Source organism: Halolactibacillus sp. JCM 19043 (assembly GCF_001310395.1).
In the GTDB taxonomy this organism is placed as follows: domain Bacteria; phylum Bacillota; class Bacilli; order Bacillales; family Amphibacillaceae; genus Halolactibacillus; species Halolactibacillus miurensis.
In genome coordinates this window covers 25,376-41,912 of the sequence record NZ_BAXD01000002.1, presented here as the reverse complement: position 1 = coordinate 41,912, position 16,537 = coordinate 25,376, and the positions used below count along the sequence as shown (strand labels likewise).

The 16,537-nt window shown below is 39.3% G+C and carries 17 protein-coding genes, 3 pseudogenes and 1 riboswitch; of the genes and pseudogenes, 7 read left to right on the top strand and 13 right to left on the bottom strand.

From position 1 onward, the window contains the following. Positions 1–7: 7 nt before the first annotated feature. The 4 genes from JCM19043_RS01915 to JCM19043_RS01905 form a co-directional block, all read right to left on the bottom strand. The gene (locus tag JCM19043_RS01915) at positions 8–1,165 is read right to left on the bottom strand and encodes an Ig-like domain-containing protein (RefSeq protein ID WP_062319517.1); all 1,158 of its coding nucleotides are present in this window, start codon (positions 1,163–1,165) and stop codon (positions 8–10) included. A gap of 296 nt (positions 1,166–1,461) precedes the next feature. Continuing rightward, the gene (locus JCM19043_RS01910; RefSeq protein ID WP_231631354.1) at positions 1,462–2,169 is read right to left on the bottom strand and encodes a DMT family transporter; all 708 of its coding nucleotides are present in this window, start codon (positions 2,167–2,169) and stop codon (positions 1,462–1,464) included. 20 nt (positions 2,170–2,189) lie between these two features. Continuing rightward, complete coding sequence (locus JCM19043_RS17150; protein ID WP_231631353.1) at positions 2,190–2,417, bottom strand: hypothetical protein; 228 nt, start codon at positions 2,415–2,417, stop codon at positions 2,190–2,192. Between the two features lie 100 nt (positions 2,418–2,517). Next, the gene (locus JCM19043_RS01905; protein WP_062319515.1) at positions 2,518–3,549 is read right to left on the bottom strand and encodes an NAD(P)/FAD-dependent oxidoreductase; all 1,032 of its coding nucleotides are present in this window, start codon (positions 3,547–3,549) and stop codon (positions 2,518–2,520) included. A 273-nt stretch (positions 3,550–3,822) separates the two neighbouring features. Between JCM19043_RS01905 and JCM19043_RS01900 the strand changes: the two genes are divergently transcribed. From JCM19043_RS01900 to JCM19043_RS01880, 5 genes and pseudogenes are all read left to right on the top strand, one after another. Then, a complete protein-coding gene (locus JCM19043_RS01900) occupies positions 3,823–4,617 on the top strand; it encodes an ABC transporter ATP-binding protein (RefSeq protein ID WP_062319513.1) in 795 nt (264 codons plus the stop codon). Position 4,618: 1 nt separating this feature from the next. Further along, positions 4,619–5,566 (top strand): iron-hydroxamate ABC transporter substrate-binding protein, encoded by a 948-nt coding sequence (locus JCM19043_RS01895; RefSeq protein ID WP_062319510.1) that lies wholly within the window; start codon positions 4,619–4,621, stop codon positions 5,564–5,566. Between the two features lie 115 nt (positions 5,567–5,681). Further along, positions 5,682–6,682: pseudogene (locus JCM19043_RS01890) on the top strand (FecCD family ABC transporter permease). Continuing rightward, the gene (locus JCM19043_RS01885) at positions 6,679–7,686 is read left to right on the top strand and encodes an iron ABC transporter permease (protein WP_062319508.1); all 1,008 of its coding nucleotides are present in this window, start codon (positions 6,679–6,681) and stop codon (positions 7,684–7,686) included. The pseudogene JCM19043_RS01890 and the gene JCM19043_RS01885 overlap by 4 nt, the downstream one beginning before the upstream one ends. A gap of 81 nt (positions 7,687–7,767) precedes the next feature. Next, positions 7,768–8,208 carry a GNAT family N-acetyltransferase gene (locus tag JCM19043_RS01880; RefSeq protein ID WP_062319506.1) on the top strand — a complete coding sequence of 147 codons (441 nt, stop codon included), beginning with the start codon at positions 7,768–7,770 and terminating at the stop codon, positions 8,206–8,208. A 63-nt stretch (positions 8,209–8,271) separates the two neighbouring features. On the opposite strand, the gene JCM19043_RS01875 is transcribed toward JCM19043_RS01880, so the two are convergent. Then, a complete protein-coding gene (locus JCM19043_RS01875; RefSeq protein WP_197274722.1) occupies positions 8,272–9,618 on the bottom strand; it encodes a methyl-accepting chemotaxis protein in 1,347 nt (448 codons plus the stop codon). Positions 9,619–9,844: 226 nt separating this feature from the next. Beyond that, positions 9,845–9,943, top strand: a riboswitch (SAM riboswitch). Between the two features lie 93 nt (positions 9,944–10,036). On the opposite strand from JCM19043_RS01875, the gene JCM19043_RS01870 reads away from it, so the two are divergent. After that, on the top strand, positions 10,037–10,477 hold the full coding sequence (locus JCM19043_RS01870; RefSeq protein WP_062319501.1) for an OsmC family protein: 441 nt from the start codon (positions 10,037–10,039) through the stop codon (positions 10,475–10,477). A 100-nt stretch (positions 10,478–10,577) separates the two neighbouring features. Here the strand turns inward: JCM19043_RS01870 and JCM19043_RS01865 are convergent, their stop codons facing one another. The 6 genes and pseudogenes from JCM19043_RS01865 to JCM19043_RS01840 form a co-directional block, all read right to left on the bottom strand. After that, positions 10,578–11,369, bottom strand: a complete 792-nt coding sequence (locus tag JCM19043_RS01865) for a mechanosensitive ion channel family protein (protein ID WP_062319499.1) — start codon at positions 11,367–11,369, stop codon at positions 10,578–10,580. Positions 11,370–11,534: 165 nt separating this feature from the next. Next, positions 11,535–11,687, bottom strand: coding sequence for a hypothetical protein (locus JCM19043_RS16220; RefSeq protein ID WP_156321309.1), 153 nt, complete (start codon positions 11,685–11,687; stop codon positions 11,535–11,537). Then, complete coding sequence (locus JCM19043_RS01860; RefSeq protein ID WP_062319497.1) at positions 11,663–12,274, bottom strand: sulfite exporter TauE/SafE family protein; 612 nt, start codon at positions 12,272–12,274, stop codon at positions 11,663–11,665. Before JCM19043_RS01860 ends, JCM19043_RS16220 begins: the two co-directional genes overlap by 25 nt. After that, the gene (locus tag JCM19043_RS01855) at positions 12,267–12,827 is read right to left on the bottom strand and encodes a histidine phosphatase family protein (protein WP_062319496.1); all 561 of its coding nucleotides are present in this window, start codon (positions 12,825–12,827) and stop codon (positions 12,267–12,269) included. Before JCM19043_RS01855 ends, JCM19043_RS01860 begins: the two co-directional genes overlap by 8 nt. 89 nt (positions 12,828–12,916) lie before the next feature. Continuing rightward, a pseudogene (locus tag JCM19043_RS17145) lies at positions 12,917–14,478 on the bottom strand (methyl-accepting chemotaxis protein). Beyond that, positions 14,439–14,951: a hypothetical protein gene (locus JCM19043_RS01840; protein ID WP_062319490.1), complete on the bottom strand. Its 513-nt coding sequence runs from the start codon at positions 14,949–14,951 to the stop codon at positions 14,439–14,441. Before JCM19043_RS01840 ends, JCM19043_RS17145 begins: the two are co-directional and overlap by 40 nt. A 228-nt stretch (positions 14,952–15,179) precedes the next feature. Here JCM19043_RS01840 and JCM19043_RS01835 point away from each other — a divergent pair, with 228 nt between their 5' ends. Beyond that, positions 15,180–15,524 carry a hypothetical protein gene (locus JCM19043_RS01835; protein ID WP_062319488.1) on the top strand — a complete coding sequence of 115 codons (345 nt, stop codon included), beginning with the start codon at positions 15,180–15,182 and terminating at the stop codon, positions 15,522–15,524. Positions 15,525–15,589: 65 nt separating this feature from the next. Here JCM19043_RS01835 and JCM19043_RS17990 read toward each other — a convergent pair whose 3' ends face one another. Both JCM19043_RS17990 and JCM19043_RS17985 read right to left on the bottom strand, forming a co-directional pair. After that, the gene (locus JCM19043_RS17990; RefSeq protein ID WP_255349918.1) at positions 15,590–15,937 is read right to left on the bottom strand and encodes an aldo/keto reductase; all 348 of its coding nucleotides are present in this window, start codon (positions 15,935–15,937) and stop codon (positions 15,590–15,592) included. Beyond that, positions 15,934–16,430: pseudogene (locus JCM19043_RS17985) on the bottom strand (aldo/keto reductase). The gene JCM19043_RS17990 and the pseudogene JCM19043_RS17985 overlap by 4 nt, the downstream one beginning before the upstream one ends. Positions 16,431–16,537 lie beyond the last annotated feature (107 nt).

The following is a 16,537-nucleotide window of genomic DNA, read 5'->3' as shown; positions in this document are numbered from 1 at the left end:
ACTATGATCACCTGTAGACGTTTGATCTGTTAGGACGACATTTCGACATTTGTTGAAGATTTTTATTCACATCAACTGTCCATGTGATTGTTTCTGTATTGTAACCGCGGTTACCGATCCCTTGTTTATCTAAACCATTTTCATCTGGTTTAAAAGAAATAGGAAACTCTACTGTGTCATTCTCACCAAATGGAAAGACAATCGGCTCACCTTCGGCTGGACCATCGTAAGCACCATCAAAAGCCGCTTCTAACGTAATATTCCCTTGGATATTAGACTCCTGTGTAATCGTATCATTAAATACAATGACAATATCATTACCATTTGTATAGAACTCTCCAAATACCGTACCATCTGCGCGTTTGAGTTCTGATGAATCAGATTCTGGCACTTGTGGAATTGTAAACATAGAAGGTACTTCTATAGTGTAAAATGAACCGTCTCCATAGCTATGTCCATTTTCTAATTCAAAATCATAGGTTAATTCTAAAACTGTATGACTGAAAGGGGGGGCTACAATAATTTCTGTGCCGTCTATTAAAACCTCACCATCTTTTTTCACCGTTGTTTCAATATAGAAATGATCAGTAACCTCTGCTTCAGTTGTGAAGCTAGTTATCTTCATATCCGATGATTCTGCTATCTCTGTCGTTTCTTCCGTTTCAACTGTTTCATTATCTTCTAGTTGGTTTTCTTGCGTATTCTCTGTTGATTCTACTCCTTTATCGCCGTACACATGATTTCTTACTGTGTCTTCTTCAACGATTGCTTCAATAGAGATACTCCCTCTATATGTATCAACAATGCCTGCATCAAATAGAAGTGATAATTGATTTGCTTCAATTTTATATTCACCTATAATTGCCTGCGTTTGTTCATCAATCAATTCACCTGATTGGTTGGTGATGCTTATTCGGTCAGGTATCTTCATTGTTTCAGTTATTGACTCAGTTGAATCCATCGACATGGTTGTCCAGTTAACCACCACTGCACCTTTCCCACTCGCCTCATCTAATGAGAGTTTTTCCTCTTCCGTTTCAAACACGATTGACTCAATTGCTGATACCTTTGTTGTCTCAGCTAAAACTTGGGGTATCATTAAACTGCTTGATAACGTGTTAATAAGTAATACAAACAATAAGACCATACTAATACTTTTTTTCATTTTTCACCCTCCGTTTTTAAATCATATTCGCTCATTTATAATTTAGAATACATTCAACGCATTGCTCGAAGTGTTAAAGGTATTACCATGATATAATCACACCCTTAATTTAGCTGTTGATCTACCTAATGCTCCAGTCTATGTCTAGTCTAAAAAAAACGGTTGAACATTTTCTAAATTTTTAGATCACGCCACTATAAATGTAGGTATTTATGACTAAAAAACAGCACAAAAAAAGCTTTAACACTAGTAGAATGACTAATGTTAAAGCTTTTACTTTTTTATACTTTAAATGATTATTTTCGATTCACGATGATAATACCAAACGCCACCATCACAAACGCAACAACGAGCATCCATGTGAGTGATTCACCCGGAATAAACATCGCCGATAACAATACCCCTGATACCGGGGTAATAAATTTATACATACTGATGCGTCCGGCTTGATGGTATTTCAACAGAGAATACCACAAAGCAAAGGCTATCGCAGATAAAAAGGCAGAGTATAACAACAAACCAGACCCGAGTGCATTAAATTGGATTGCACCTGGTTCAAGTTGCGGAAAGCCAATGAGAAGAAGCGCCACCGCACCGAGAGTAAGCTGCCAACCTGTGATCGCAAATGGATGAATCCCGGTCGCAAGCTCCTTTGCCATAATCGTCGCAATCGCACTGGTCACTCCAGCCATCAACATAAATCCTTCCCCGTCCCACTGGAAGCTAAGTGTCAGTGATTGTCCCCAGTTAGCTAAGATAATTCCACTAAAACCAGCAAGAATTCCAATTACTTTCTGCTTGCTTAAACGGTCATCTTTATAATAAAAATGGGCAGCTAAAATCGTGAAGAAAATGCCACCGGAAGATAAAATCGCCCCCTGCATACCTGTAACACGCGCCAATCCATTATAAAAGAAATAGTACTGGAAGGCTGTTTGAATGACACCAAGGACGAGTAAAATCCCAAATTGTTTCTTTGTTATCTTTATAGCTGATCGATTCATAAAGAATAAAAAGATAAGGACTAACAGCCTGCGAGTAAAAACCTTAAACCAGCAAAGACCATTTTGGCAACTACGTCATCCGCTGACATCTGTAGTTCATCATAACTTACTTTGAGGACCGGAAAAGCACTTCCCCATAATACTGAACAGAGTATTGCTACTGAAATGGCAATACTCGGCTTCATTAATAATTTCTTCACTTGCCTCTCTCCTCTGCTTAACTTAACTTGTACGATCACGTGAGCCATTAACGGCTCCTTGTTTGAATAAACACACAAAGGTCATCATACCAAATTTAAACACCCGAAGAAAGCAAGTTGCTTAAAAAAAGATGGCCCAGGAGAGCCATCAGTCGGTGAGTTGTTTTCTAATTTCTTTATTTTTATCCGAAAAAGCGGTATGGTGTGATGACACCATCGCGCGAGCATTTGCTTCAGGATTAAGATACGTCTTTGCTTGGTTAACCGCGTTCACCGCATCTTGAAAACAACCGAGAATCAGATTAACTTTCCCCTCATAGCTAATAATATCACCTGCAGCAAATAATCCAGGGACAGATGTTTCACCAAGGCTATTACCTTTTAAGAAGAATTCACCCTCTCGTTCAAGTGATAAATCTGTCTCTTCTATGAGACTCGCATCTTTTTCATAACCATGATTAATCACCACATCATCTACTTCTTTAAGTATGGTCTTTTCTGTTTGACAATCCGTAAGTTCGACCGCCGTAATCCGGTTACCATCAGCAACACATCGGGTAATTTCGGTTTCAGGGTAGTAGCAAACAGAACTGTTGAGTAATTGTTTCACCGGCTGTTCATGACCTTTTAACGCCGATTTTCGGTACGTCAACATCACTTTTTTCGCAATGGGTTCAAGTAAGTTCGCCCAGTCAACCGCCGCATTTCCTCCACCTGAAATCATCACTGTACGCCCTTTAAAGTAGCTGAGTGAGGTCAGCGTATAATGAATATTTTCAACATCTAAACGTTCAGCCCCGACAATCTCTAATGTTTTTGGTTTTAAAATGCCACCACCAACCGCAACAATGATTGTTTGACTATAATGCTTTTCACCGGCTTTATTCGTCAGCACAAAATAATCCTCGGTTTTTTCAATCGACACAACCTGTTCATTTAATATAACGGTTGGCTTAAATGTTAAAGCTTGCGTCGTTAACTGTTCGATGAGCGCTTGTCCAGTAAGTGGCGCGAGACCACCGACATCCCAAATAATTTTTTCTGGATAGACATGAAGTTTTCCACCCAACTTGTCTTCCGCATCAATAATCTTTGTTTTCATGTGGCGCAAGCCACTATAAAAGGTAGAATAAAGACCAGCCGGTCCTCCACCAATAATTGTCACGTCAAAAAGTTCCATAAGATTACTTCCTCTCGTATTTATTAGACGTTCCGTCTCTTTCTAATGTTTGATATCAGTCATGACGGCGTCGTTTCTAATTGATAATCATTATCAATTATATCGGAAGTAGCTGACATTCTCAATATTTTTTATAAAATTTATTATTTTCACACTTTTCAAACACCAATAGGTGAAAAAAACCACCTACTATATTGACACACTAGTAAATTCCCGCTATAGTAGTAAACACAAATGACATTGAGAATCACTCTCATTACGGAGGTAATAACTATGACTCGCCTCACCACAAATCAACTAAAGGTTGGTTATGGCGCTTCTCCTATCATAAAAGATTTAACGCTAACGATACCTGATAAACAAATAACGACGATTATCGGTGCGAATGGTTCTGGTAAATCGACGTTACTTAAAGCGATGACTCGTCTGATTCCTTACGCATCTGGGATTGTATCATTAGACGGGAAAGCGATCCAAACAGAACCAACAAAAACATTAGCTCAAAAAATGGCGATTTTACCTCAAGCACCAGAAGGATCAGAAGGCTTAACGGTTCATGAACTCGTTTCTTATGGTCGTTTTCCATATCAATCGGCTCTCGGCCGCTTAAGTCCGCACGATCATGACGTCATTAACTGGGCACTTGATGTGACACAAATTGCCGAATTTAAACAGCGACCGATTGATTCACTTTCGGGTGGTCAGCGGCAACGCGTATGGATTGCGATGGCCTTAGCTCAAGAAACAGACATTATCTTTTTGGACGAACCAACGACTTACCTCGATATGGCTCACCAGCTTGAAGTATTAACTTTACTTGAAAAATTGAATCAAACAGAAGGACGGACGATTATTATGGTATTGCATGATATTAATCAAGCCGCACGTTTTTCTGATTATATTGTCGCCTTAAAAGATGGTGAGATTATAAAAGCGGGTACACCAGAAGATATACTTACAAAAGATGTGTTAAAAGCCGTCTTCCAGATTGATGCAGTGATTGGCACCGACCCAACGAACAATAAGCCGATGTGCTTAACTTATAACTTATTTAAAGGAGACTACTAACATGAAAAAACTACTATCCATCTTTATTTTATTCACAGCCTTAATTCTTTTTGCGGGATGTAATACCAACGAGGAACAAGCTGAAGACTCAAATACAAACGATCAGACTGATACCAGTACGCCCGAAGAGACAAACGAGACATTCTTATATGAATCAGAAACCGGATCTGTAGAAGTACCAACAAACCCTGAACGTGTAGTTGTCTTATCAGGTTATACCGGAGATGTATTAAAACTTGGCGTCAATGTTGTCGGAGTGGATACATGGTCTAAAAGTAACCCTACTTTTGAAGAAGAACTGCAAGATGTTGCGGAAGTATCAGAAGACAATTTAGAAAGCGTCATTTCATTAAACCCTGATTTAATTATTGCACTCTCGACGGTAAAAAATTTAGATCAATTAACAGATATTGCACCTACAGTCACTTATACTTGGGGAAAGCTTAATTATTTAGACCAACATATCGAAATCGGGAAATTATTAAATAAAGAAGAAGAAGCAACCACTTGGGTCGAAGACTTTAGATCACGCGCAACAGCTATTGGTGAAGAGATCAAAGCAGAGATCGGTGAAGATACAACAGTCTCAGTCATTGAAGCATTTGGGAAAGATCTTTACGTCTATGGTAACAACTGGGCACGTGGGACGGAAATTCTTTATCAAACAATGGATTTAAAGATGCCTGAAAAAGTAAAAGAAGATGCACTTGAATCTGGTTACTTCACATTATCACAAGAAGTCTTACCTGAGTATGTAGGTGATTATCTTGTCTTAAGTAAATACCAGGAAGCAGACACAGCATTTGAACAAACAGACACATTTAAAAATATTCCTGCCGTACAAAACGGCAACGTGATTGAGATGCAAGGAGAAGGTGCGTCATTTACTGACCCGATTACGTTAGAAAAACAACTCGCCTTCTTTAAAGAAGCTTTCCTAACGAAATAAACCAAAGCCATCTTCTCAATCGAAACAGCTATGGTTTACTTATACGATTTGGTACACTAACAAGGGAGTGCGTCTATCGCCTCCCTTGTTAAACTTTCAGAAAGAGTTGATCGATATGCTAGATACCTTCAAAGGATTATCTAAAAAAAGTCATCTATTGCTTGGTCTTAGCTTATTCATTGCTATGTTTTTTATAGCGCTCCGTTTTGGTGCTAAAGATGTGATTCTTTCCGATATCTTTCTTGCCTTATTTACTAATAAAGCTACAGATGCCGTTCTTGTCTTACGTGACATAAGAATTCCACGTGAAATAGGGGCCGTTCTTGTCGGTAGTGCGATGAGTGTTGCTGGTGCCATTATGCAGGGAATGACCCGAAATCCGTTAGCCGATCCTGGCTTGCTTGGATTATCGGCAGGCGCATATCTTACGTTAAGCTTATCGGTTGTCTTATTACCAAGTGCCTCAATGTGGTTGACTTTGATTATTTGTTTTGTCGGGGCAGCTCTTGGGGCACTGCTTGTCTTTGGACTAACAATGACCAAAAAACAGTCCTCGGTTTTCCGAATGGTTTTAGCTGGGGCTAGTATTTCAACATTACTGTATGCGATAAGCGATGGGATCGGCCTCTACTTTAATCGGTCAAAAGATATCGCCTCCTGGACAGCTGGAGGACTGATTGGAACCCAGTGGTCACAGCTATGGACGATTGCTCCGTTTATCTTTTGCGGGATTGTGATTGCGATGTTTTTCTCTAAGCAACTGACGGTACTAAGTTTAAATGAAGATGTCGCTATCGGACTCGGTCAACACGTCACCCAAACAAAAATCATCTTGTTTATCATTGTTATCGTTTTATCAGGCGCATCGGTTGCTTTAGTCGGGAATATGACTTTCCTCGGATTGATGGTGCCACACATTGTACGTGGAATGATTGGCCGAGATTACCGTTATATCCTGCCGTTCTCAGCCTATACGGTGCGATTTTCATGTTGCTTGCTGATACACTTGGCCGGACGTTAAATGCGCCCTTTGAAACGTCGGTTGCGGCAATTATTGCGCTAATTGGTTTACCTTTCTTTCTTATGATTGTTCGACGAGGAGGACACGGCCTATGAATAAACAACGTATAATAAAGCAACGTATATTTCTCGTTATATTCGCTCTCCTTTTGGTCTCGACTATGCTGATAGCTATAAATGCCGGTACCGCTAAGATTCCTATCAACCGAGTGATACAAACGTTTTTAAATAATGGGAGCTTTAACGAACAGTTTATAATCTTTAAGCTTCGGCTTCCTCGAATTTTTATTACTGTTTTAGCCGGGATGGGACTGAGTTTATCTGGCGCTATTCTCCAAAGTTTAACGCGTAATGATTTAGCGGATCCTGGGCTGATTGGCATTAATGCTGGGGCCGGTGTCTCGATCAGTTTATTGTTTTTATTTATTCCTCTTGAACCAGGTCTGTTTACTTACATTGTTCCACTTGTGGGGATGTTAGGCGGGATGCTGACAGCTGTATTAATCTACCTCTTCAGTTATGAACGTCATCGCCCGTTAAAACCTCTCCGGTTAATTTTAACCGGCGTCGGTGTTTCTACTGCTTTATCAGGATTAATGGTTGTGATTATTTCTAGTGCCCAGCGAGAAAAAGTTGATTTTATCGCCAAATGGCTCGCAGGGAACATTTGGGGCACCGATTGGCCGTTTGTTTATGCCCTGTTACCGTGGCTAATCGTTTTCGTACCATTAACTTTTATTAAGGCACAAAAGTTAAATATCTTAAGCCTTTCAGAAGGTGTAGCGATTGGTTTAGGGGTCGCAATTAAAAAAGAGCGATTACTTTTACTTTTGAGTGCGGTAACTTTAGCCGCATCAAGTGTAGCAGTGACAGGGGGAATTAGCTTTATCGGCCTCATGTCTCCGCATATGGCTAAACGTTTAGTTGGCCAGCGCCATCAATTATTTTTACCGCTTACCATGTTGATTGGTGGTTGGTTATTACTAGTAGCTGATACACTTGGTCGCAGTCTGATTAACACCATTATTCCTGCTGGTATTATTGTGTCCATTATTGGTGCTCCTTATTTTATTTACTTACTATTAAGAGACGTTGATTGACACGTTGGTTCATGATGAAACGAGCACTAGACAGATCGATCACTCATCATGATATAATCATAGGAACACCAGAAAGGATGGATGCTATTGACACGTATTACAACACAATCTGCCCTGCAACACGCTTTTAATATTAGACGACACGTGTTTATTGAAGAACAACAGGTACCAGCAGCTATCGAATTTGATCAGTATGACCGGTTAGATGCGGATTGTCTCCACGTTTTAATCCGCCATGACACGGTACCTGCCGCCACTGGACGGGTACGGTTTATCGGTCAGTCAGCTAAGCTTGAGCGTATTTGCGTATTAAAACCATACCGTAAATATGGTCTCGGTAAACAAGTGATTGCTGCACTTGAAAAAATGGCTCATGAAAAGAAACCTAAACAGTATCTCTTGCATGGCCAAACACACGCCATTCCGTTTTATGAACGCCTTGGATATAACGTGGTTTCAGAAGTCTTTATGGAAGACGGTATTCCGCACGTGGAGATGGTTAAAAAGATACTCAACGACTAGGACTGATTTTCATATCCACAAAGAAAAGAGAGGACGTTCTAGTAAGAACCTCTTCTCTTTTCTTTAGACTGTTTGTCGTTGTGACTGTAAATGGTTAATCATTTTGTTAATATGTGCCGATAGTTGTTTTGAAATTTTCCTTGTTTTTTCAAGCGCAACTTGCTGTTTCGCTTCTTCCTTACCGACATTTGCTAAAATATCATGACTTGATTCATGTAATGCATCGTGTTCTTTTTCAACTGCTTGCCAAATGGGGGTAAGAACCGGATCGATAATTTCTAACGCTTGATAATAGTGACCAAAAGCACAGTGATGACTGTCCGTTTGAATGGGTAGCCGTTGATTTAACTCTACAATATCAGACAATGTATCCAGCCAGTGTTCGTGCTGTTTCAGTGCTGAAGTCAAAATGTGTATCAGTTCTTCTGGTTGAATCGGATTATTTTCACTTAAAAACTGCTGATAAGCTGCTTGATTTTGCTGAATAATATCAACATCTAATGTTCTCATTTGTTGGCGGACTAAATCCAGTTCACTCATTTGACCCATTAATCCATCCATCATTTTCGCTAACTTCTCTTCTTCATCGACTTTCCCTTTCACCGCATCGGTGACAGACGTCGCTGAGCTACTCACTTGTTGAAATGACGCCACAAAGGATTCCATATCTATTTTAATGTGATCAATCGCTCCATAGTTACCCGAAAGACCTGCCGTCACTTGTTCGACAGCGTTAGGAATCTGCACCATCGATTGATTAATCATCGTTAAACTCTCGACACTATTGTTTGATACATGTTCAATTTCTTGTTTAAATGTCTCAAATTCTGTCAGCGATGTTTTCGTATTCTCAGCGAGCTTCCTAATCTCATCCGAAACAACCGCAAAGCCCTTTCCTGCTTCTCCTGCACGTGCCGCTTCAATAGAGGCATTTAGTGCAAGTAAGTTCGTCTGATCAGCAATCCCTTCGATGACCTTGACAATCTCGCCAATCTTTTCAACTTTGGCAAGTAACTGATCTAAATGCGTATTGACTGTCTCATTCCCCTTAGTCACTTGGAGACAAATATCTGACATTCTCTTAATATGTGATAAGCTTTCTTCTGTCGTTAAAGTCACTGCCTCAATTCGTTCGAATATATCTTCTGCCCGGCTCACATTCTCTTCAATAGTAGTTTCAATCTCAGACATTGTTGCGGTGACCTCTTCAGTGAAAGCGAGATTATCTTCTGATTGGCGTTTTAATATATCACTGACATGATGAATCGCATCTTTCACAAAACTGAGTTCGACTTCTACTTTTCCAAGTCCTGCCGTTGAACCAATCATTTGTAGTAAATATTCACGCGAATAATGTTCTAGTGACGTGATTGTGTGTTCTACTTTATCTTTTCGTTGTTTTCGTTTCATCCCTAACATAATTCCCCTTCTTTCTTCTTATTTATTTTACTATCCTGTCTGTTTTTCTTTCATACCATAGTAATATCGACCGATTCCCCTAAAAAATAAATACTTTTGCAATTCTTAACAGAAGGTCTAAATCAGAAAAAAACGGGCTACTTTCATTTTCATTTACATAACTACGTTGACAAAGTAATCATAATCGTGTATATTTACTGAAAATTCATACTTTTACAACCCATCAAGAGAGAGGGAGGGACTGACCCTGTGAACTCTCGGCAACCGCTAGTGATAGTAAGGTGCCAATTTCAGAAGCAAACGCTAAAGATGAGGAGGTAGACAGATCAACGGATTTTACGCCCTTCTCTTTTTTAGAGAAGGGTGTTTTTCATAGGGTTGTAGGAGATGAAAAAAGGTGGAGAATATTATGGCAACACAAACATTTACCGCAACATCAACTTTAGAGGATAAGTTTTTAGTCAAGAATACCGCACGTCAACATACTGTTTTCGTCGATGAACCTGAGTCCCTCGGCGGAATTGATACAGCAGTCAATCCAGTGGAATTGTTACTCGCAGCACTTGGTTCTTGCCAATCGATTGTCGCTCCAACGTATGCTGAGAAGTTTGATATTGATTTAAAAGGGTTTAAAGTTGAATTAGAAGGCGATATTGATTTGGATGGTTTCTTTGATAAAGCGGATGTCCGCCCTGGCTTTTATGATATCCGCGCGACGTATCATATTGAAACGGATGCCGGTGAAGAGAAAGTTAGTGACTTTGTCGCTTTCCTTGAAGCGCATTGCCCGGTTGAGGACACGATTGAAAATACCGTCGCTTTCTCATCAACATTCCATATTAAAAAATAATCTCTGTGCATAACGCACATCACCTAGAGCTCATAACGATATCTATAGAAAACAGCTTGGGGATTATTCCCCAAGCTGTTTGTCATTCAAATCTTTTATTTTACTCATTAGTCATATTAATATCCATTGTAGGATAAGGGATACCAATGTTTTCGCGGTCAAAGGTAACTTTGACTTCTTCTAATACGTCATAATAAACCGTCCAGTAATCTTCTGCTTTTACCCATGCCTTAACAGCGTAATCAACAGAAGAGTCGCCATGATTAGCTAGACGTACGAATGGTTCTGGGTCTTGCATAACTAATTCATGATTAGTGATAATCGTTCTTAACACTTGTAGTACATGTTGATTATCCGCATCATAGCTAACACCAAACGTAAAATCAACCCGGCGCGTACTATTAACGGAGTAGTTAGTAATACCAGCGTTAGACAGATTTCCGTTAGGAATGAAAATCATTTTATTATCTGCCGTCACAAGTTCTGTATAAAGAATTTGAATCGCTTTAACTGTACCGCTGTATCCAGCTCCTTCGATATAATCGCCGACTTTAAACGGGCGAATCGTTAGGAGTAAGACACCACCAGCAAGGTTGGCAAGGGAACCCTGAAACGCTAAGCCAATCGCTAAACCTGCCGCACCTAGAATAGCGACAAATGACGCAATCGGAATACCTAAAATACCGACAACTGAAATTACGAGTAACACTTTTAATACCGCACTTATTACTGACTGTAAGAACGGCTTTAGACTATCATCGAGTTTTGACTTTTCGATCTGACTGCCAATGACTTTAACAACAGCCTTAATGATGGCTAAACCAACAATTAATGTAATGATGGCTAACACAATTGGTTTAGCAATATCCACTAAAAGATTCATCCAATCCATTTTCTCATCTCCTTTGATATATAAAGCATGACTATTGTAACATGTTTCCTGCGTTTATACATGTTATCAACAACTCCTGATTGAAGTCGCAATGGTTCTCGACATTATAAAAAGGGCGTAAAACTCGATATTTCCTATTTTTTTCGACCAATCACTTCATTCTATTTAAACAAATAAATAAATCGCCGAAATCACCGTAGTCACAAAAATAAACACCCGATACGTTTCTTCTTTAATAATAGACACAAGCCAAATGCCAACACGTGTCCCAGCGAAGATAACCGGTAAAAGAATCAGGCTAATAATAGATGTTTCCATTCGATTGATTGCCACACAAACACATGGAAAGGTAACTTAAACATGTTCAGTAGAAGAAAAAACCACGCTGTTGAGCTAATCATCTTACGTTTACCAATCTGTTTACTTAAAATATAAATCGCAAAGATAGGACCAGCCGCATTACCAACCATCGATGAAAACCCACTTACTACGCCGACAAGCGTCGTGAGCCATTTATGGTTGCTGATTTTAATGGGCGCTTTTTTAATTTCTTTATATACTAACAAGACAATACACAAGAGGACGATGACACCCATCGTCATTTTAAACTGTTGATCATTGACATATTGACCGTACCAGACACCGAGTAATACACCAATGACAGCGGGGGGTAAGAGGTGTAAAATGTCTTTTATCGAAATCTCATGCCCGTAATGTTTTACCGCAAAGACATCTCCTACCATTAGTAAGAGTAACATCATCCCTGATGACACAATCCCGCCGAACGTGAGTGCCATTAATACCACAACAAAAATTGTTGAACCTTGAATTCCGGTTTTAGAAAAACCAATCACAATCCCGGCTAACAGTAAAATCCCCCATTCAATCAAACTATAATCAAACATAATCAACCTCCTTAAATCCTTGATAGACGCTATCTTTAAACGTCATTTCAATGACAAGCGGCATTCTATCCTTCAGTGCCAAAAAGTTTGCTAAACCAAAACCTGCCTCAAAGTATTGAATGATTGTACTAAGACTCGTTCCATGAGTCCCAATCACAATCGTTTCATTTGAATGATGCTTAATTAAATCCATTATGACTGCAACATTACGTTTCTGCACAATCATTAAACTTTCACCTTCTGGTAAATGATAAGAAAAGTCTTCCCATTGCCTTCTTGTATACGTTTCAAAGTCATCAATCCAATGGTCGGAAATTTTTCGTTCGCGTAAATCCTCCACTGTCTGTACCTTTAATCCTAAAGATATGGCTAACGGTTGGACAGTATCAATAGCGCGTATGTATGGACTAGAATAGATTGCATGAATGGTTTCACCGGTAAAAGTCTTCACTAAGAGCTTACTGTCATATTGGCCTTTTTCCGTTAACGGTCTCATGCTATCATCGTGGATGGAAAAGTCTGGTTCCGCATGACGGATGAAAAATAGCTTCATTTTCTCACTCCTTGTATGTATGATATGTTATCAACTAGTATACCACAGTAAAAACCTTGACGCATGGAGGTGCTTCAAGGTTTTTGGCTTCAGTTTGTTTTAAAATTATTTATTTCGCTATTCAGCGCCTCGCCGTTTTGTTGGAGACTTTCTGCTGATTCTGTCACCATCTTTAGTGCTACTAACTGTTCAGCACTTGATGCATCAACTTCTTCCGTTGCGGCTGCTGTCTCTTCCAATATCGACGCAATTTGTGAAATAGCCTGAACGACTTGATCTTTATATGCGTTAATATCTAAGACGTCTGTTGTGATTGCCTCAACAGCCTTCATTACTTTCGTGTTTTCTAATGCGAGCGAAGTAAATCTAGCTGTCGTCTGATTAATAACATCCGCTTGACGTTCCGTCATGTCTTTAGACTCACTCATCGCCTTTATAGCTTCCGTTGAACCTTGACTTACTTCATCAATCGTTTGGGCAATTTCTGTTGTTGCTTTTGATGTTCCTTCTGCTAACTTACGGACTTCTTCTGCGACAACCGCAAAGCCTTTTCCGTGTTCACCGGCACGAGCAGCTTCAATCGAGCATTGAGTGCCAATAGGTTTGTTTGATTTGAAATGTCATCAATCACTGTGACCACAGAAGCGATTTTTTGAATTTTATTTGCAAGTTCTGTCATAGAATGGCTAACACCATTGACGACTCGAAGTGATGCTTTTGCTTGTGTACTCAGTTCATTCATCTGGGAAGCACCTTCAGATTGGATTAACTCCACCGATTCAACAAAGCTCTTAAGCTCTTCTGCTTGTGTTAAAAGATTTTGAATCTTCTCTGATAACTGGAGTGTTTCTTCATTCGTTGCCTCCGCAAAATGAGCCGCCTCGGTTGTGCCAGCCGATACTTGCGACATCGCTCGACTAATTTCTTCACTTGATGCGGATGTCTCTTCTGCTACTGCGCTCAGTTGCGTCGAAGCGTCATGTACTTGGCTAACGGAGTGTTTCACACCAAAAATCAACTGACTAACGGACTGAATCATCGTATTAAAATCTTCGGTTAATTCGCCAATTTCATCATGTGAACGGGATTCTAACATAACTCTAAAATCACCACTAGCGACTTTTTTAACTTCTGTTGATAGTTGTTTAATTGGGCGCGTAAGCGTACGCGCTAGAACTAAAGCAATAATAATAAAGATAATAGTAATTGCTGCAGCAATGGCGATCACACGTATCAATAAATCTTCTAGTGATTGATACATTTCAGATTCAGGCATCACAAATCCTAGCGTCCAATTCGTTCTAGGTACATTGGTTAAGTAAACCTTACTCGGCTGCTCGTTGCTACTGATTGAAAAACCGACATCAGATTGTTCTCCTAACACATCCGCAACTTCACTATACTGCTCATCATCTCCAATAAAATGTGCGGCCAGAGCTTCTGTTGGGTGGGCGATGAAATGCCCTTGATCATTTAATAAAAAAGCCTGACCTGACTCTCCGATTGAAACATTATTAATAACCGACTGAAGGTTTGATATATCAATATCACTTGTCACAACACCAGTAAATCTATTGTTCACCTCAAACGGAATGCTCGTTGTAATCATTGTCATATCCAGCGCTTGATCATAATAGGACTCTGACCATATGACAGCCTGTGTTTCTTTTGCTGATTGATACCAATCTTGGGCTGGATAATGATAATCCCGCGTTTCATATTCATCAGTAAAGAGAACAGACTCACCATCTTATATGCATAAGGACCAAAGTATTCTAATGCTGCGTTATACTGGTTCGGTTCAAACCAGACGCCCATACCATAAGTATCATCATTCAATTGGATAAAATCAGCCATTAGCTGATGATATTGTTCACGTGTTAATTCTGAACCGAATGCCTTTATAGTTTGAGCCATTGTTTCTCCTAGGCGCTGGTGACTCATCAACTGTCCATCGATAAAGTGTTCAATATCATTCGACAAATAAAGCATCTTGTCGTTGATTTCTTCTTCTATAGCTTGTTTGGCTGATTGATAACTAAGATAAGCAAGTAAAGCTAAACTAACTAAAACAATTGGGACAAAAATTAAAATTTTCTTTTGAATACTTATTTTTGCGTTCATAGGCGCATCCCCTTTTCCTTTATATATAACTATTATCGGATTTTTAAAACGATAAGTGTAAAAAGGAAAGCGCTATTATTAAATAATATTAATATTGATTTATTCTGTCTATTTATTACTGACCGATATAATAACTAATTACATCCCAACTATTCTTATAGCAACAGTTTACCGCTTTGTTTCTTAGGGTAAGAAAGACTATAATACTTTTTCAAAGGAGTGAACATCATGTCAGAGCCATCAAAGAAGTCCTTTGATTTCTCAATTCTAGTTGTGCACGTTGCTTTTATTGTTTTTTCATTCTATGTAGCGATTGTTTTTCCATACTATATCGGCCTACTACTTATTATCGGTCACTATACCCATGAAAGATTACACAATGGTTGCATCCTCACCACACTTCAACAAAATCATGGCTATGCGCGAAAGAATGAAGATTTCTTTCACTATTTGTTTAGACGGTTTGGCTTTGATGTGAATCCAACCATCACAACACAGCTTCATAACGTAGTAAAAACCGTTATTTTAATCATTGTCGTCATTGATTTTGTGGAACGTGTCGTTCTAACATGAATGTAAATATTTTTTTCTTTTATTTTTTAAAAGCCACCTAACGAATGGTTAGATGGCTTATTAATTTACCAGTTAAGATTTAGCTGCTTCACTTTTGTCTCGTATAAATCATGTAATTGTTGTTTTATTCTTCCGTTTAGTGGCTTATGAGTAGCGGACATGTTTTGTCTTAACTGTTCGCTATTTCTGGCACCTGGAATGACGGATGAGAATGCGTCAAATGATAAAATATATTGAAGTGCGACGCTTGCCATCGATTGATTGTCGCCAATGATTTTTCGCACGTCTTGAACAAATTCACTGCGTTCTCTAATTTCCGCTTCGCTCCAACGACTGCGAATACCAGTAAAAGTACTACTTGCACCATATTTACCTGATAACCATCCGGAATCAAGGGGCACTTTGGCAATCACACCAACGCTTTATCGTTTGCGCGCTTGATTGCTTCAAGTGGTTCTTGATGGAAGATATTAAACATAACCTCAATCACGTCACTATTAGTTTCAGTAATAATTTGATCAACTTCTTTACCTGTATCAACAGAAGCACCATAGGCTTTAATCTTTCCTTGTCGTTTTAAGTCTTCTAGTACACCATATGCTTCACTTGTTTGTGAGAGTGCGTCAAATGGTGGGTTGTGAAGCAATAATGAATCTAAATAGTTCGTTTGGAGTCGTTTTAAACTACCATCAACAGATTCAACTAAACGTTTTCGATCAAAGCTCTGAACATCATCAATGTGGTGCCCACATTTACTATTAATCACAACCTCTTCTCGTCTACCTTTAAACGCTTCGCCTAAAATCGTCTCACTCTTACCTAAACCGTAATTAGCGCGGTATCAAAAAAATTACACCCTAAGTCGATCGCTTCATGCACAAGCTTAACCGCTGTTTTGTCATCCATTTCTCCCCAGTCTTTTAAGTTACCGAGTTGCCAAGCACCAAATCCTACACGTGACACATGAAAACTTGTCTGACCCAATCGTTGTCTATCCATACTAATCTCACTCC

Coding starts and splice junctions, on each gene's coding strand:
- JCM19043_RS01875 (WP_197274722.1), bottom strand. CDS start 9,618: ATGAAACGAAAACAACGAAAAGATAAAGTAGAACACACAATCACGTCA.
- JCM19043_RS01905 (WP_062319515.1), bottom strand. CDS start 3,549: ATGGAACTTTTTGACGTGACAATTATTGGTGGAGGACCGGCTGGTCTT.
- JCM19043_RS01840 (WP_062319490.1), bottom strand. CDS start 14,951: ATGAACGCAAAAATAAGTATTCAAAAGAAAATTTTAATTTTTGTCCCA.
- JCM19043_RS01885 (WP_062319508.1), top strand. CDS start 6,679: ATGAATAAACAACGTATAATAAAGCAACGTATATTTCTCGTTATATTC.
- JCM19043_RS01915 (WP_062319517.1), bottom strand. CDS start 1,165: ATGAAAAAAAGTATTAGTATGGTCTTATTGTTTGTATTACTTATTAAC.
- JCM19043_RS16220 (WP_156321309.1), bottom strand. CDS start 11,687: ATGGAAACATCTATTATTAGCCTGATTCTTTTACCGGTTATCTTCGCT.
- JCM19043_RS01870 (WP_062319501.1), top strand. CDS start 10,037: ATGGCAACACAAACATTTACCGCAACATCAACTTTAGAGGATAAGTTT.
- JCM19043_RS01865 (WP_062319499.1), bottom strand. CDS start 11,369: ATGGATTGGATGAATCTTTTAGTGGATATTGCTAAACCAATTGTGTTA.
- JCM19043_RS01855 (WP_062319496.1), bottom strand. CDS start 12,827: ATGAAGCTATTTTTCATCCGTCATGCGGAACCAGACTTTTCCATCCAC.
- JCM19043_RS17150 (WP_231631353.1), bottom strand. CDS start 2,417: ATGGCTCACGTGATCGTACAAGTTAAGTTAAGCAGAGGAGAGAGGCAA.
- JCM19043_RS01910 (WP_231631354.1), bottom strand. CDS start 2,169: ATGAATCGATCAGCTATAAAGATAACAAAGAAACAATTTGGGATTTTA.
- JCM19043_RS01900 (WP_062319513.1), top strand. CDS start 3,823: ATGACTCGCCTCACCACAAATCAACTAAAGGTTGGTTATGGCGCTTCT.
- JCM19043_RS01835 (WP_062319488.1), top strand. CDS start 15,180: ATGTCAGAGCCATCAAAGAAGTCCTTTGATTTCTCAATTCTAGTTGTG.
- JCM19043_RS01895 (WP_062319510.1), top strand. CDS start 4,619: ATGAAAAAACTACTATCCATCTTTATTTTATTCACAGCCTTAATTCTT.
- JCM19043_RS01860 (WP_062319497.1), bottom strand. CDS start 12,274: ATGTTTGATTATAGTTTGATTGAATGGGGGATTTTACTGTTAGCCGGG.
- JCM19043_RS01880 (WP_062319506.1), top strand. CDS start 7,768: ATGCTATTGACACGTATTACAACACAATCTGCCCTGCAACACGCTTTT.